Here is a 15,408-nt window from a genome sequence, read left to right as displayed (position 1 = left end):
CGGTCAAGCCGCCGAAACGGGACGCAGGGCCCGCTTTCAGGCCACATCGAATTCCAGCGGCTTCACCTGCTGGAACATACCCGTCGATTCCAGAGTGTCCACCACCTTCTGATCCAGTGCCTGATCGAGGTAGAGGATGGCGATGGCCTCCTGCCCCTCGCCTGAGCGGCCGAGGGTGAAGTTGGCGATGTTGACGCCATTTTTGCCCATGGTCATGCCCAGAAGGCCGATGATGCCCGGCACGTCCTCGTTGGTGGTGTAGAGCATGTGCCGCCCGACCTCGGCGTCGATGTTGATGCCCTTGATCTGGATGAAGCGCGGCTTGCCATCCGAGAAGCAGGTGCCCGCGACCGAGCGCTCGCGCTTGTCGGTGACCACCGTCAGCTTGATGAAGGCGTCGAAGACGCCGGTCTTCTCCTGCCGGGTGGTCGAGATCTGGATGCCGCGCTCCTTGGCGATCACCGGGGCCGAGACCATGTTCACGTCCGGGTTGGTGGCCTTCATGATGCCGGCGATGGTGGCGCAGTTCAGCGCCGCGAGGTTCATCTCGGACACCGCGCCGTCATAGAGCACGTTGATCGCCTTGATCGGCTCGTCGGTCATCTGGCCGACGAAGGCGCCGAGATGGCTGGCGAGCTTGACCCAAGGGCCCATGACCGCGGCTTCCTCGGCGGTGACCGAGGGCATGTTCAGCGCGTTCTGCACCGCGCCGGTCAGAAGGTAGTCCGACATCTGCTCGGCCACCTGCAGCGCCACGTTCTCCTGCGCCTCGGTGGTCGAGGCGCCGAGATGCGGCGTCACCACCACGTTGGGCAGGTTGAACAGCGGCGAGTCGGTCGCCGGCTCCACCGCGAAGACGTCGAAGGCCGCGCCGGCGACATGGCCGGACTTCAAGGCCTCGGCCAGCGCCGCCTCGTCCACCAGACCGCCGCGGGCGCAGTTGATGATCCGCACGCCCTTCTTGGTCTTGGCGAGGTTCTCCGCCGAGAGGATGTTGCGGGTCTTGTCGGTCAGCGGCACATGCAGGGTGATGAAATCGGCGCGGGCCAGAAGCTCGTCCAGCTCCACCTTGGTCACGCCCAGCGATTTCGCACGCTCGTCGCTGAGGAAGGGGTCGTAGGCCACGACCTTCATCGACAGCCCCAGCGCGCGGTCGCAGACGATGCCGCCGATGTTGCCCGCGCCGATCACGCCCAGCGTCTTGTTGTAGAGCTCAACCCCCATGAAGCGGGATTTCTCCCACTTGCCGGCATGGGTCGAGGCATTGGCCTCGGGCAGCTGCCGCGCCACGGCGAACATCATGGCGATGGCATGCTCGGCGGTGGTGATCGAGTTGCCGAAGGGCGTGTTCATCACGATCACGCCGCGCTTCGAGGCGGCGGGGATGTCGACATTGTCGACGCCGATCCCGGCGCGGCCGATCACCTTGAGGTTGGGGGCGAGGCCCAGCAGCTTTTCGGTGACCTTGGTGGCCGAGCGGATGGCAAGGCCGTCATACTGGCCGATGACCTCGGCCAGCTTGTCCTTGTCCTTGCCGAGCTTGGGCATGTAGTCGACCTCGACGCCACGGTCGCGGAAGATCTGGACGGCGGTTTCGGAGAGTTCGTCGGAAACGAGAACGCGGGGAGCCATGGATGCGGTCCTTCAGAGGATGGGGCGGGACGGTGCGCAATAAATGCGCACCCTACGGGAGTCTGGGGTTTGGCGGGACGGTGACCGTCCAACGGTAGGGTGCGCATTCATTGCGCACCCCTTGGCGCTCACGCCGCCTGAAGCGCCGCGATCTCGGCCTGGAAGGCCCAGTCGATCCAGGGCATCAGCGCCGCGACATCGGCGGTTTCCACCGTCGATCCGCACCAGATCCGGAGCCCCGGAGGCGCGTCGCGATAGGCGCCCACGTCCAAGGCAACCCCTTGGCTTTCCAGCCGTTTGGCCACGCCCTTGGCGAAGGCCGCCCCGTCGATGATGCGCGGATCGGTGAACTTCAGGCAGACAGAGGTGGTCGAGGCGATCTCGGGCCGCACCGCCAGATTGGCGATCCAGTCGTTCTGCGCCACGAACTCGGCCACCACCCTGGCATTGGCCTCGGCCCGGGCGACGAGGCCCGTCAGCCCGCCGATGCTCTGTGCCCAGTCCAGCGCCACGAGGTAATCCTCCACCGCCAGCATCGAGGGCGTGTTGATCGTCTCGCCCTGGAAGATGCCCTCGATCAGCTTGCCCTTGGCGGTCAGCCGGAAGATCTTCGGCAGCGGCCAGGCGGGAACGTAGCTTTCCAGCCGCTCCACCGCGCGCGGGCTCAGGATCAGCATGCCATGCGCGCCCTCGCCGCCCAGCACCTTCTGCCAGGAGAAGGTGACGACATCGAGCTTGTCCCAGGGCAGCTCCATCGCGAACGCCGCCGAGGTGGCGTCGCAGATCGTCAGACCCGCGCGATCCGCCGGGATCGCGTCGCCGTTCGGCACCCGCACGCCCGAGGTCGTGCCGTTCCAGGTGAAGACCACGTCCTTGTCGAAATCGACGGTGGCGAGATCGACCACCTCGCCATAGGGCGCCTTGGTCACGGTGGCGTCGAGCTTCAGCTGCTTCACCACATCGGTGACCCAGCCCTCGCCGAAGGACTCCCATGCCAGCATCTCGACCGGGCGGGCGCCGAGCAGCGACCACATCGCCATCTCGACCGCGCCGGTATCCGACCCCGGCACGATGCCGATGCGGTAGTCGGCCGGAACGCCGAGGATCTCGCGCGTCTGGTCGATGGCCCGTTTCAGCTTGGCCTTGCCCACGGCGGCACGGTGCGAGCGGCCCAAGGGCGCGTCGGCGAGCATGTCCAGCGAATAGGCGGGGATCTTGGCGCAGGGGCCAGAAGAAAAGCGCGGATTTGCCGGCCGCGTGGCCGGGGTCTGCAGATCAGACATGGTATCCTTCCAGATAAATGCCCCCCGTTGGGGAGGGGTGTCCCGCCGTCGGGTCTATCGGGGGTTGCTCTCTGGCGCAAGAAAAGAAATTGCCGTAAAGCGCCGCTTCATGCGGCCAAAACGACGCAGCCGCGCGATGGCAGCCCTTGCATGGTGGACCCCCGATGTATGTAGCGACCCTCTTGACCGACCCCGCCTCTCCGGCGCTCGACAGCGCCACCGTGGAGGCGCTGCGCAATGCCTGGGGCGGCGGCGATGCCCTCTGGCTCGATCCCGGCGTCGCGGCGGAGTTTCCGCTGGAGGACTGCCCGGCGAACCTTTGGGATGTCTGGGCCGAGATGCAGGCGCTGAAGGTCGATCTGGTGGTGCAGAAGGCCGAGGGGCGGCGCAAGCGGCTGCTCTTGGCCGACATGGATTCGACGATGATCCAGCAGGAATGCATCGACGAGCTGGCCGACGAGGCGGGCGTCGGCGCCTATGTCGCGGGCATCACCGCCCGGGCGATGAACGGCGAGCTCGACTTCGAGGCGGCGCTGCGCGAGCGGGTCGGGCTGCTGCGCGGGCTGTCGGTCGAGGTTATCGAACGGGTGTTCACGAACCGCATCACCTATATGCCGGGCGGGCGCGACCTTGTGGCGACGATGCGGGCCAATGGCGGCTATGCCGCGCTGGTGTCGGGCGGCTTCACCGATTTCACCACCCGCGTCGCGGCGGGGCTCGGCTTCGACGAGCATCGCGCCAACACTCTGCTGGCCGAGGGCGGGCAGCTCACGGGCCGGGTGGCCGAGCCGATCCTCGGGCGCGAGGCCAAGCTTGCGACGCTGGAGGAGCTTTGCGCCCGGCTGGGCATCGCGGTGACCGAGGCGATGGCGGTGGGCGACGGGGCCAACGATCTCGGCATGCTGAAGCGCGCCGGGGCCGGGGTGGCCCTGCATGCCAAGCCCGTGGTGGCGGCGGAATGTGATATCCGCATCAACCACGGCGACCTGACGGCGCTGCTCTACGTGCAGGGCTATGCCCGGTCGGCGTTCGTCTCGGCCTGACCCCAGTCGGCCGCCTGCATCTCGCGCAGGCGGCTCGCGGTGCGGGCGAACTCGAAACTGCCGCTGCCCTCGATATAGAGCCGCTCCGGCTCGTCGGCGGCGGAGGCGATCAGCCGCACCTTCGCCTCGTAGAGCGCGTCGATCAGCGTGACGAAGCGCTTGGCCTCGTTGTAATTCTCCTGCGACAGCCGCGGGATGTCCTCGAGGATCAGCACCCGCACCGCCTCGGCGATGGCAAGGAAATCGGCGGGGCCGAGCGGCCTCGCGCAGAGATCCCAGAAGGTCGCGCGGCCGACGCCGTTGGCAAAACAGGGCAGCTCCACCGTGCGTCCGTTCACCGGCAGCACCAAGGGCGCGCCCTTCGAGCCGCCGGTCAGATCGGTCCAGATGCCGGCGATCAGGGTCTTGGCCCGCACCGCCGGGTGGAAATACACCTGCGCCCCGGCCAAGCGGTGCTGGCGGTAATCGGTCGGGCTTTCCAGCGGCCGCACCACGAGGTGATCGCGCAGAAGATCGATGAAGGGCAGGAAGACCTCGCGGTTCAGCCCGTTCTCGTAAAGCCCCTCCGGCGGGCGGTTCGAGGTGGTGACGATCACCACCCCCGCCGCGAACAGCTTCTCGAACAGCCGCCCCACGATCATCGCATCGGTGATGTCGGTGATCTGCATCTCGTCGAAGGCCAGAAGCCGCACCTCCGCCGCCACCGCATCGGCCACCGGCTGCAGCGCATCCTCGACGCCGCGCTTGCGCGCCTCGTGCATGCCGCGCTGCATCTCCTGCATGAAGGCATGGAAATGCACCCGCCGCTTGGCCGGAATGTCCACCGCATTGACGAAGAGATCCATCAGCATCGACTTGCCGCGCCCGACCCCGCCCCAGAGATAGAGCCCCTTCGGCGGCTGCGGTGGCTTGGAGAACAGGCCGAACAACCCGCGCTTCCGCTCCGGGTTGGCCTCCAGCCAGTCGCGCAGCACCTCCAGATCGGCCAGCACCGCGTGCTGGGCCGGATCGGGGCGCAGGGTTCCGGCTTTGATGCGGGCGTCGTAGATCTCGGTCAGGGTCTGGCGCATGCGGCCCTATATCGCGCGGCGTGCAGCGGGAAAAGCCGGAACGCGCGGCAGCTTGACGGGTTTTCTCACCCTGTTACCCCTTCTGCATGACAGTGCTCCTGCCCAACCCCGCCGCGCGCCGCCTGTTCCTCGATCTGCATGCGCTGGCCGAGCCGCCTACCGGCCCGGCGCGCGGGCCCGATCTTCTGGCGCTGATCCGGCGGCTGGGCTTCGTGCAACTCGACTCGATCTCGACCGTCGCGCGGGCGCATCACATGATCCTCTTCGCCCGGCGGCAGAGTTACCGGCAGGAGGCGCTCTCCCCGCTCCTCGACCGGCACCGCTGGCTCTTCGAGCATTGGACCCATGACGCCTCGCTGATCCCGACCGAGTTCTTTCCGCATTGGCGGATGCGCTTTGCCCGCGACCGCCCGCGCCTCTTGGAGCGCTGGCGCGGCTGGCAACGCGACGGTTTCGAGACCCAGTTCGACGCGGTGCGCCAGCGCATCGCCGATCACGGCCCGGTCTCGGCGGCCGAGGTCGGCGAGGGCGAGGCGCGCGGCACCGGTGGCTGGTGGGACTGGCATCCGTCGAAGGCGGCGCTGGAATATCTGTGGCGGGTGGGCGAGATCTCGGTCTGCCACCGCGCCGGCTTCCAGAAGGTCTATGACCTGACCGAGCGGGTGATGCCCGCGGAGGTTCTGGCGCGGCATCCGGCGCCGGAGGAGACGATCGACTGGGCCTGCAACGCGGCGCTCGACCGGCTGGGCTTCGCCACCTCGGGCGAGATCGCCGCCTTCTGGGCCACCGTCGCTCCGCAGGACGCGCGCGACTGGTGCCACGCGGCGCTGGCGCGGGGCGAGATCGTCGAGGCGCGGATCGAGGGCGCCGACGGCGCGCCCCGTCGCAGCTTCGCCCGGCCCGATCTCATGGAGCGCGCCGCCACCGCCCCCGAACCGCCCGCCCGGCTTCGCATCCTCTCGCCCTTCGACCCGGCGCTGCGCGACCGCAACCGCGCCGAGCGGCTCTTCGGCTTCCGCTACCGGATCGAGGTCTTCGTGCCCGAGCCGAAGCGGACCTACGGCTACTACGTCTTCCCGCTGCTGGAAGGCACGCGGCTGGTCGGGCGGATCGACATGAAGGCCTTCCGTGACCAGAGCGTGCTGCAGGTGAAGGCGCTCTGGCCGGAGCCGGGGGTGCGGTTCGGGACGGGGAGGATGGCGCGGCTCGAGGCGGAGCTGGAGCGGATGGCGCGGTTCGCCGGGTGCGAGCGGGTCGGGTTCGAGGCGGGGTGGATGCGGGAGACGATGGGGTGAGGTGGGGATGGTGCGGCGGGGGTGGGGTGGAACCCCACCCTACGGGGACGGGGCGGAGGCATTTCAACGTGGCGTGGAGTTCGGTGCGCAATGAATGCGCACCCTACGGCGTCGCGGGGAAGGTGGGGTAAAACCCCACCCTACGCGGAGCGTTTGGTGGCACGTGGGCGGGCCCCACGGTCTTCGTAGGGTGGGGTTACACCCCACCCGTGCCACACCCCAACAACCCGCCGTCATCGCGCCCCTCACGGAAACGCCCCCGACACCCGAGCCCTTCCCTCAACACCCCGGATCGGGCCAGCCGTCGATCGCCGCCACCGCCTCTTCCGCCGTTTCCACGAAGCGGAACAGCCGCAGATCCTCGCGCGAGATGGTGCCGGCTTCGGCCAGCGCCTCCCAGTTGATGATCTTCTCCCAGAAGGCCCGACCGAACAGCAGGAAGGGGATCGGCTTCATCCGCTTGGTCTGGATCAGCGTCAGGCTCTCGAACATCTCGTCCAGCGTGCCGAAGCCGCCGGGGAAGACCACGACCGCCCTGGCCCGCATCAGGAAATGCATCTTGCGGATCGCGAAATAGTGGAAGTTGAACGACAGGTCCGGCGTGACATAGGCGTTGGGCGCCTGCTCGTGCGGCAGCACGATGTTGAGCCCGATGGATTGCCCGCCCGCCTCGTTGGCGCCGCGGTTGCCCGCCTCCATCACCCCCGGACCGCCGCCGGTGACGATGACGTTCTCGCGGCCATAGCTCTCCATGCTGCGCTCGGTCATCACCCGGGAAAAGCGCCGCGCCTCCTCGTAGTAATGCGACAGCTCCGCCAGCACCGGGGTCTTCGCCGTCTCCTTGTGCGCGGGATCGGGGATGCGCGCGCCGCCGAACAGCACGATGGTCGAGGCGATGCCGCGCTCGTCCATCACGATCTGCGGCTTCATCAGCTCAAGCTGCAGCCGCACCGGCCTCAGGTCGTCGCGCATCAGGAAGTCGAGATCGGCATAGGCCAGCCGGTAGGCCGGGGCGCGGCTCTGCGGCGTGTCGGGAATCCGGTGCGTGGTTTCCAGATCCTCGGTCGAGTCGCGGAACGGATGGCTGCGGGGTTCGTCTTTCATGAGCTTCCTTGCCGACCTTGGGCGGATTGCGGGAGGTGACCCCACGGTTTATAGCCCTTGACCGGACAAGACCATGAAAAAGGACGCCGCCATGTCGACCGCCCCCGCGAACGCCGCCCTGGAAACCGCCATCGAAGCCGCCTGGGAGGCCCGCGACGGCATCAGCCCCGCCAGCACCGGCGAGGCGCGCGACGCCATCGAGGCGACGCTGGAGGCGCTCGACAAGGGCCGCCTGCGCGTGGCCGAGCGGCAGGCCGACGGCAAGTGGCATGTAAACCAGTGGGCCAAGAAGGCGGTGCTCTTAGGCTTCCGTCTGAAGGACATGGAGCAGCAGCCGGGCGGTCCGCAGGCCGGCGGCTGGTGGGACAAGGTCGACAGCAAGTTCGCCGGCTGGACCGAGGCCGACTGGCGCGCCGCGGGCTTCCGCGCCGTGCCGAACTGCGTCGTACGCCGCTCGGCCTATGTGGCCAAGGGCGTGGTGCTGATGCCCTCCTTCGTCAATGTCGGCGCCTATGTCGACGAGGGCACCATGGTCGACGCCTGGGCCACGGTCGGCTCCTGCGCCCAGATCGGCAAGAACGTCCACCTCTCCGGCGGTGTCGGCATCGGCGGCGTGCTGGAGCCGATGCAGGCCGGCCCGACCATCATCGAGGACAACTGCTTCATCGGCGCGCGCTCCGAAGTGGTCGAGGGCTGCATCGTCCGAGAGGGTTCGGTGCTGGGGATGGGCGTGTTCATCGGCCAGTCGACCAAGATCGTCGACCGCGAGACCGGCTCGGTGAGCTATGGCGAGGTGCCTGCGGGTTCGGTCGTGGTGGCGGGCTCGATGCCCTCGAAGAACGGCATCAACCTCTATTGTGCGGTGATCGTGAAGAAGGTCGATGCCCAGACCCGCTCCAAGACCTCGATCAACGAGCTCTTGCGCGACTGACGCGTTCCTGACCCGGCGGAACCGCCCCCGGGGCGGGGCGTTTCCGAGGGCGCGGCGCCGGGTGCCGCGCCTGTTTGCGGAGTGTGCGTTGCATGGAAGATCCCGTCGTTCCCTTCGACCTCGCGCGGATGTTCCTCGGCGACGAGCCGCCGCTGTTCCTTCTGGAAATCGTCTTCCGCACCCTCGTCATCTACAGCTACACGCTCATGCTGTTGCGCTGGGTCGGCGGGCGCAGCGTGGCGCAGCTGTCGATCGTCGAGTTCCTCCTCGTCATCGCGCTCGGCTCGGCGGTGGGGGATGCGCTGTTCTACCCGGACGTGCCGCTGTTGCATGCGATGGTGGTCATCACCGTGGTGGTGGCGCTCGACAAGCTGATCGACGTGCTGATCCGGCATTACCAGCCGGTGAAGCGCATCGTCGACGGGGTTCCGGTCGAGATCATGCGCGACGGGCGCATCCTGATGCCCGGCCTGACCGAGCGCAAGATCGGGCCGATAGAGCTGAAGGAGATGCTGCGGCTGGAGGGAATCGAGAACCTCGGCCAGGTGCGCCGCGCCTATCTGGAAGCCAGCGGCCATCTCTCTGTCTTCCGCAACGACCCGGTCTGCCCGGGCCTGTCCATCGTGCCGCCCTTCGAGATCACGCCGCCCATGCCTTCGGTGCTGGCCCAGCCCGCCTGCTGTCGCAACTGCGGCGCCTGGCTCGACCCGGCCACCGAGGGCGAGCCCTGTCCCTTCTGCAAAGACACCAACCGCGCGCGGCTTTCGCTTGCACCGCAGGAAAAAACGCGCGAACGGGAGGCGACAGGAACGGAGCCGTCAGATGACCGAGGATCAGCCCGAGAAGATCAAGCGCCCGCAGCAGGTCTATACCCTCGTGATCGAGGTGGGCCGCAGGCCGAATGACGGCCTGCCCAAGGACGCCACCGGCGCCGCGCTGATGTGCTATGCCACCGGCGTCGACGAGGCCGAGGCCGTGCGCGAGACGGTGGCCCTGCTGAAGACCGCCGACATGGCGCCGCTCGACGTGTCGGGCTACGGCACGCTCGAGGAGCGGCTGGAGGCGGGCGAGGAGATCGACGCCGAGGAGCGCGCGCTGATGCAGCGCGCCCTGGCCGAGAACTCGGTCGTCGTGGCGCAGATGACGCCGTTCTACGATTGATCCCCACGCCAAGGACCTGCCGATGCCGTCTCCCGTCGATCCCGTCGCCCTGACCGCCGCTCTGGTGCGTTGCCCCTCCGTCACGCCCGAGGAGGGCGGGGCGCTGGTGTTGCTGGAGCGCCTGCTCTCCGAGGCGGGCTTCGACTGCACCCGGGTGGACCGCAACGGGGTGCCGAACCTCTTTGCCCGCTGGGGGCGGCGCGGCGCGAACCGGTCCTTCGGCTTCAACGGCCATACCGATGTCGTCCCGGTGGGCGATGCCGCCGCCTGGACCCATGACCCTTTCGGCGCCGAGATCGAGGGCGGCTATCTCTGGGGCCGCGGCGCCACCGACATGAAATCGGGCGTCGCCGCCTTTGCCGCCGCGGCGGTGGATTTCGTGCGCGAGACCCCGCCCGACGGCGCGGTGATCCTGACCATCACCGGCGACGAGGAGGGTGCCTCTGTCGACGGCACGCAGGCGATCCTCGACTGGATGGCGGCAGAGGGCGAGGCGATGGCGGTCTGCCTCGTGGGCGAGCCGACCTCGCCCGAGCGGCTGGGCGAGATGATGAAGATCGGCCGGCGCGGGTCGCTCACCGCCCATGTCACCGCCCGCGGCGTGCAGGGCCATTCGGCCTATCCGCATCGCGCCAAGAACCCGGTCGCGGCGCTCTGCCGGCTGATGGACCGGCTCGACACCCATGTGCTCGACGAGGGCAGCGAGCATTTCGACGCCTCGACGCTGGCGATCACCACGGTCGATACCGGCAACCCGGCGACCAATGTCATCCCGGCGCTCTGCCGCGGCACGGTGAACATCCGCTTCAACGACCTGCACTCGGGCCAGAGCCTGAGCGACTGGCTCGCCGCCGAGGCCGCGAAGGTGCAGGCCGAGACCGGGGTGGAGATCACGCTCAAGGTGGTGGTGAGCGGCGACAGCTTCCTCACGCCGCCCGGCAGCTTCTCCGATCTCATCGCCGATGCGGTGGAGGCCGAGACCGGCCTGCGCCCCGTGCCCTCGACCTCGGGCGGCACCTCGGACGCGCGCTTCGTGAAGAACCATTGCCCGGTGGTGGAATTCGGCCTCGTCGGCAAGACCATGCATGCGGTGGACGAGCGGGTGGAGGTGGCGCAGATCGTGGCGCTGAAGGCGATCTATGGCCGCGTCCTGCGGGACTATTTCGCATGATCGCCGTCACCACCGACATCGCCGCCTGCCGCGCCCTGCGCCGCACCGTCTTCATCGAGGAACAGGGTGTGCCGGAAGCCGACGAGATCGACGATCTCGACGGCGAGGCGATCCACCTGCTGGCCGAGGTCGAGGGCCGCCCGGTCGGCTCGGCCCGCCTGCTGGTCCGCGGCGAGACCGGCAAGATCGGCCGGGTCTGCGTGCTGGCCGAGCAGCGCGGCACCGGGCTCGGCGCGGCGCTGATCCGCGCGGCGGTGGCCGAGCTGCGCCGCATCCCCGGGGTGCGTCAGGCCAGGCTCGGCGCCCAGACCCATGCGCTCGGCTTCTACGAGAAGCTCGGCTTCACCGCTCTGGGTCCGGAATATATCGACGCCGGCATCCCGCATCGCGACATGGTGCTGGCGCTCGGCTGAGCGGGCCAGAATGTTTCCGCTTCGAGGATGACGCCCCGCTTGCCGCGTGCTACCTCCGGAAGATGGACCAGTTACCCTCAAAGCCGCAGATCCTGCAGTGGATCGCCGACAATCCCACCCTGACCGCCAAGCGCGACATCGCCCGCGCCTTCGGCATCAAGGGCAGCGCAGAGCGTATCGAGCTGAAGCGGCTCCTGCGCGAGATGGAGGCCGAGGGCGCGCTGGAGAAGGGCAAGCGCGCCTACCGCGATGCCTCGGCCCTGCCGCCGGTGTCGATCCTGCAGGTGCTGGCGCCCGATGCCGATGGCGATCTCTTCGCCCGCCCGCTGGAATGGCTGGGCGAGGGCGAGCCGCCCGCCATCCTCGTGGTCACGCAGAAGACCGATCCGGCTCTGGGCGAGGGCGACCGCATCCTCGCGCGGCTGACCGAGACCGAGGGCGAGACCTACGCCTACGAGGCGCGGCTGATCCGCAAGCTCGGGGCCAATCCGCACAAGGTTCTGGGCATCTTCCGCGCCGAATCCGAGGGCGGGCGGATCGTGCCGATCGACAAGGGGCAGGACAAGGAATGGCGGGTGCCGCGCGACGGCACGGCTGGCGCCCGCGACGGTGAGCTGGTCGAGGCCGAACAGGCCGGGCCGAAGCGCCTCGGCCTGCCGCAGGCCCGTATCGTGGCGCGGCTGGGCGATCCCTCCGGCCCGCGCGCCGTGTCGATCATCGCCATCCACCAGCACGGCATCCCCGACAGCTTCCCCGATGCGGTGGTGGCCGAGGCCGATGCCGCCAACCCGGCGCCCTTGGGCCAGCGCGAGGATCTGCGCGAGCTGCCGCTGATCACCATCGATCCGGCGGATGCGCGCGACCGCGACGACGCGGTCTTCGCCGAGCCCGACAGCGATCCGCAGAACCCCGGCGGGCATATCGTCTGGGTGGCCATCGCCGATGTGGCGCATTACGTCCGCCCCGGCTCGAAACTGGACCGCGAGGCGAGGAAGCGCGGCAACTCCACCTATTTCCCCGACCGCGTGGTGCCGATGCTGCCCGACGTGCTGTCGGGCGATCTTTGCTCGCTGCACGAACATGTCGACCGGCCCTGCCTTGCGGTGCGGATGAAGCTGTCGGCGCAGGGGGCGAAGCTCGCGCATCGCTTCACCCGGGGCATGATGCGCTCGAAGGCGAGCCTCAGCTACGGGCAGGTGCAATCGGCCATCGATGGCACGCCGGACGCCAGGACCGAGCCGCTGCTCGAGCCGGTGCTGAAGCCGCTCTATGCCGCCTACGAGGCCGCCAAGCAGGCTCGCACCCTGCGCCAGCCGCTCGATCTCGACCTGCCGGAGCGGCGGATCGAGCTGAGCGAGGAGGGCAAGGTCACCTCGGTCGCCTTCCGCGAACGCTTCGACGCGCATCGGCTGATCGAGGAATTCATGATCCTCGCCAATGTCGCCGCCGCCGAGGAGCTGACCCGGCTGCGCCGCCCGCTGCTGTTCCGCGTCCATGAGGAGCCGAGCCCGCAGAAGCTGGAGGCGCTGCGCGACGTGGCCGAGGCCTCGGGCTTCACGCTGGCCAAGGGGCAGGTGCTGAAGACCGCGCATCTGAACCGGCTCTTGGCGCAGGCCGAGGGCACCGAGTTCGACGAGCTGCTGAACATCTCCACCCTGCGCTCGATGACGCAGGCCTATTACCACCCGGAGAATTTCGGCCATTTCGGCCTCAGCCTGCAGAGCTACGCGCATTTCACCTCGCCGATCCGGCGCTATTCCGACCTCATCGTGCATCGCGCGCTGATCCTCGGCCATGGCTGGGGCGATGACGGGCTGTCGCCGCAGGACATCGAGGATCTGGCCGATACCGCCAAGCTGATCTCGGACACCGAGCGGCGCAGCATGATGGCCGAGCGCGACACGACCGACCGCTATCTCGCTGCCTACCTGGCAGACCGGGTGGGGGCGGAGTTCGGCGGGCGGATCTCGGGCGTGCAGCGCTTCGGGCTTTTCGTCAAGCTGGACGAGACCGGCGCCGACGGGCTGATCCCGATCCGATCGGTCGGGCGCGAGTTCTTCCATTTCGACGCCGACAGCCAGACGCTGATGGGAGCCGACACCGGCACGGTGATCGGCATCGGCCAGCGGGTGACGGTGCGGCTGGCCGAGGCGATCCCGCTGACCGGCGGGCTGATGCTGGAACTCCTGGAGATCGAGGGCAGCGCCCTGCGCTCGGGCCGTCCGAAGCGCGGCCGACCGATGCCGCGCAAGCCCGGCAAGGCCGCGGCGCGCGACGCCAAGCTGAAGCGCAAGGTGGTGCGCAGCCGGAAGTGAGCCGGGGGGAGCCGCCCTCGGGGGCATCGAGCCCCCTCGGGCGGCATTGCCATCGCAGACTGCCGGCCGGTCGCCCGCTTTTCGTCCGAGGGAAACCTGCGGGCTTTCGCCGGAGGGCCGTCGCGGCGCTTTGCGCGGCGGGCCGGGCAGGGTAGGCTGGGGGCAATCACAAGAACAACGGGCAGGTTCGACGATGCGATCTTCAGTCATGGCCCTCGCGGCCCTTCTTGTCACGGATATGGCCGAGGCCGGGCCGGTCGAGGTCTCGCCCCGGCCCGCAGCGCGGGGGGCGGCGATGGCGAGCGAGACCAAACCGGCGGAGCCGGTGGCCAGCGCCGAGGATCAGGCCGGGCTCGAGGCCTGGGTCGCGGCGTTTCGCCCGCGTGCCGAGGCGGCGGGCATCGCGCCTGCCACGCTGGACCGGGCCTTCCGCGGCCTCCGCTACGATGCCGATGCCATCGCCCGCGACCGCAATCAGGCGGAATTCTCGCGCACGGTCTGGGATTACCTCGCCTCTGCCGTGTCGGAGCGGCGGCTGGCCAACGGACAAGCGGCGCTGGCCGAGCATGGCGCGCTCTTGCGCGAGATCGAGGCGCGCTACGGTGTCGACCGGCATGTGGTTCTGGCGGTCTGGGGGATGGAAAGCTCCTATGGCAGCCATCGCGGCGACCATCCGCTGATCGGTGCGCTGGCCACGCTGGCGCATGACGGGCGGCGCGGCGCCTTCTTCGAAGAGCAGCTGATCGCCGCCCTGCAGATCGTGCAGCAGCGCGATGTGGAGCCGCAGGTGATGACCGGCAGCTGGGCCGGGGCGATGGGCCATACCCAGTTCATCCCGACCTCCTACCTCGCCTTCGCGGTGGATTTCACCGGCGACGGCAAGCGCGACATCTGGTCGGACAATCCCGCCGATGCGCTGGCCTCCACCGCCGCCTATCTGGCAAAATCCGGCTGGGAGACGGGCCAGCCCTGGGGCCTTGAGGTGACGCTGCCCGCAGGCTTCGACTACGCCGGGTCGGGCAAGGCGCTGCGGCGCCCGACGGCGGAGTGGCGGGGGCTGGGGCTGCGCACGGCAGAGGGCGGCGCCCTGCCCGAGCATGGCGAGGCGGCGCTGCTCCTGCCCGGCGGGGCGCGGGGCGCTGCTTTCCTGATCTACGGCAACTTCCGGGCGATCTCGCGTTACAATGCCGCCGATGCCTATGTGATCGGCGTGGGCCATCTGGCCGACCGCCTGCGCGGCGGCCCGCCGATCCGCGCCTCCTGGCCCGAGGGCGAGCGGGCGCTCCTGTCGGCGGAGCGGATCGAGCTGCAGGAGCTGCTGACCCGGGCGGGCTTCGACACCGAGGGCGCGGATGGCATGGTGGGGCCGAACACGATCAGGGCGCTCCGGGCCTGGCAGCAATCGGTCGGGCTGATCCCCGACGGCTATGCCAGCCCGGGCGTGCTGGAGCGGCTGCGCTCCGGCGCCTGACCTTCAGCGCCCGACCTTCAGCGCAGGTGGTCGCGGAAGGCGGCGACCACCTGTTCGTAGACGGCGCGCTTGAAGGGCACGATGCCCGCCACCATCTCCTCGGCACCGATCCAGCGCCAGTGCGAGAACTCGGGATGTTCGGTGCCGATCAGGATCTGGTCGTCGCGCCCCAGATAGCGGAACAGGAACCATTTCTGCCGCTGGCCACGATATTTGCCGCCCCAGATCTTGCCCAGAAGCTCCGGCGGCAGGTCGTAGGTCACCCAGTCCGGGGTCTTGGCGACGAATTCCACCAGATCGGCGGTGATCCCGGTTTCCTCCCACAGCTCGCGCAGCGCGGCGGCCCGGGGCTTTTCGCCCTCGTCGATCCCGCCCTGCGGCATCTGCCAGGCAGGCACCGGGTTGTCGAGCCGTTGCCCGGCGAAGATCAGGCCGTCGGCATTCATCAGCACGATGCCGACGCAGGGGCGGTAGGGCAGGGAAGCGGGGTCGATCATGGCGAACCTATGGGTGGGGCAG

The 15,408-nt window shown here is 68.9% G+C and carries 14 protein-coding genes; 9 read left to right on the top strand and 5 right to left on the bottom strand.

Annotated elements, in window-relative coordinates:
* Nucleotides 1-36: 36 nt before the first annotated feature.
* Nucleotides 37-1,632 carry a phosphoglycerate dehydrogenase gene (serA, locus tag AC3A5Z_RS15595; RefSeq protein ID WP_136793940.1) on the bottom strand — a complete coding sequence of 532 codons (1,596 nt, stop codon included), beginning with the start codon at nucleotides 1,630-1,632 and terminating at the stop codon, nucleotides 37-39.
* A gap of 128 nt (nucleotides 1,633-1,760) precedes the next feature.
* Nucleotides 1,761-2,915 carry a phosphoserine transaminase gene (locus AC3A5Z_RS15590; RefSeq protein WP_487520252.1) on the bottom strand — a complete coding sequence of 385 codons (1,155 nt, stop codon included), beginning with the start codon at nucleotides 2,913-2,915 and terminating at the stop codon, nucleotides 1,761-1,763.
* A gap of 164 nt (nucleotides 2,916-3,079) precedes the next feature.
* Here AC3A5Z_RS15590 and serB point away from each other — a divergent pair, with 164 nt between their 5' ends.
* On the top strand, nucleotides 3,080-3,958 hold the full coding sequence (gene serB / locus AC3A5Z_RS15585) for a phosphoserine phosphatase SerB (protein WP_487520251.1): 879 nt from the start codon (nucleotides 3,080-3,082) through the stop codon (nucleotides 3,956-3,958).
* Here the strand turns inward: serB and zapE are convergent.
* Entirely contained in the window at nucleotides 3,928-5,028 is a 1,101-nt protein-coding gene (gene zapE, locus AC3A5Z_RS15580) for a cell division protein ZapE (protein ID WP_487520250.1), read from the bottom strand. The genes serB and zapE overlap by 31 nt on opposite strands.
* A gap of 92 nt (nucleotides 5,029-5,120) precedes the next feature.
* Here zapE and AC3A5Z_RS15575 point away from each other — a divergent pair, with 92 nt between their 5' ends.
* Entirely contained in the window at nucleotides 5,121-6,323 is a 1,203-nt protein-coding gene (locus tag AC3A5Z_RS15575) for a winged helix-turn-helix domain-containing protein (RefSeq protein ID WP_487520581.1), read from the top strand.
* Between the two features lie 279 nt (nucleotides 6,324-6,602).
* On the opposite strand, the gene AC3A5Z_RS15570 is transcribed toward AC3A5Z_RS15575, so the two are convergent.
* Nucleotides 6,603-7,427, bottom strand: a complete 825-nt coding sequence (locus AC3A5Z_RS15570) for an LOG family protein (protein WP_107662838.1) — start codon at nucleotides 7,425-7,427, stop codon at nucleotides 6,603-6,605.
* A gap of 91 nt (nucleotides 7,428-7,518) precedes the next feature.
* Here AC3A5Z_RS15570 and dapD point away from each other — a divergent pair, with 91 nt between their 5' ends.
* From dapD to AC3A5Z_RS15535, 7 genes are all read left to right on the top strand, one after another.
* A complete protein-coding gene (gene dapD, locus AC3A5Z_RS15565) occupies nucleotides 7,519-8,358 on the top strand; it encodes a 2,3,4,5-tetrahydropyridine-2,6-dicarboxylate N-succinyltransferase (protein WP_487520580.1) in 840 nt (279 codons plus the stop codon).
* A gap of 92 nt (nucleotides 8,359-8,450) precedes the next feature.
* Nucleotides 8,451-9,263: a DUF421 domain-containing protein gene (locus AC3A5Z_RS15560; RefSeq protein ID WP_487520249.1), complete on the top strand. Its 813-nt coding sequence runs from the start codon at nucleotides 8,451-8,453 to the stop codon at nucleotides 9,261-9,263.
* Nucleotides 9,181-9,519, top strand: coding sequence for a hypothetical protein (locus AC3A5Z_RS15555; protein ID WP_107662836.1), 339 nt, complete (start codon nucleotides 9,181-9,183; stop codon nucleotides 9,517-9,519). The genes AC3A5Z_RS15560 and AC3A5Z_RS15555 overlap by 83 nt, the downstream gene beginning before the upstream one ends.
* Before the next feature lie 22 nt (nucleotides 9,520-9,541).
* A complete protein-coding gene (gene dapE / locus AC3A5Z_RS15550) occupies nucleotides 9,542-10,690 on the top strand; it encodes a succinyl-diaminopimelate desuccinylase (protein ID WP_487520248.1) in 1,149 nt (382 codons plus the stop codon).
* Nucleotides 10,687-11,103 carry a GNAT family N-acetyltransferase gene (locus AC3A5Z_RS15545; protein WP_487520247.1) on the top strand — a complete coding sequence of 139 codons (417 nt, stop codon included), beginning with the start codon at nucleotides 10,687-10,689 and terminating at the stop codon, nucleotides 11,101-11,103. Before dapE ends, AC3A5Z_RS15545 begins: the two co-directional genes overlap by 4 nt.
* A gap of 62 nt (nucleotides 11,104-11,165) precedes the next feature.
* The gene (rnr, locus tag AC3A5Z_RS15540) at nucleotides 11,166-13,418 is read left to right on the top strand and encodes a ribonuclease R (protein WP_487520246.1); all 2,253 of its coding nucleotides are present in this window, start codon (nucleotides 11,166-11,168) and stop codon (nucleotides 13,416-13,418) included.
* Between the two features lie 193 nt (nucleotides 13,419-13,611).
* Complete coding sequence (locus tag AC3A5Z_RS15535; RefSeq protein WP_487520245.1) at nucleotides 13,612-14,889, top strand: lytic murein transglycosylase; 1,278 nt, start codon at nucleotides 13,612-13,614, stop codon at nucleotides 14,887-14,889.
* Between the two features lie 17 nt (nucleotides 14,890-14,906).
* Here AC3A5Z_RS15535 and AC3A5Z_RS15530 read toward each other — a convergent pair whose 3' ends face one another.
* On the bottom strand, nucleotides 14,907-15,386 hold the full coding sequence (locus AC3A5Z_RS15530) for an RNA pyrophosphohydrolase (RefSeq protein WP_487520244.1): 480 nt from the start codon (nucleotides 15,384-15,386) through the stop codon (nucleotides 14,907-14,909).
* Nucleotides 15,387-15,408 lie beyond the last annotated feature (22 nt).

Source organism: Cereibacter sp. Soil_C_27 (assembly GCF_057657095.1).
Note: the sequence above shows the minus strand (reverse complement) of the source record. Positions and strands in the feature narration are given on the sequence as shown.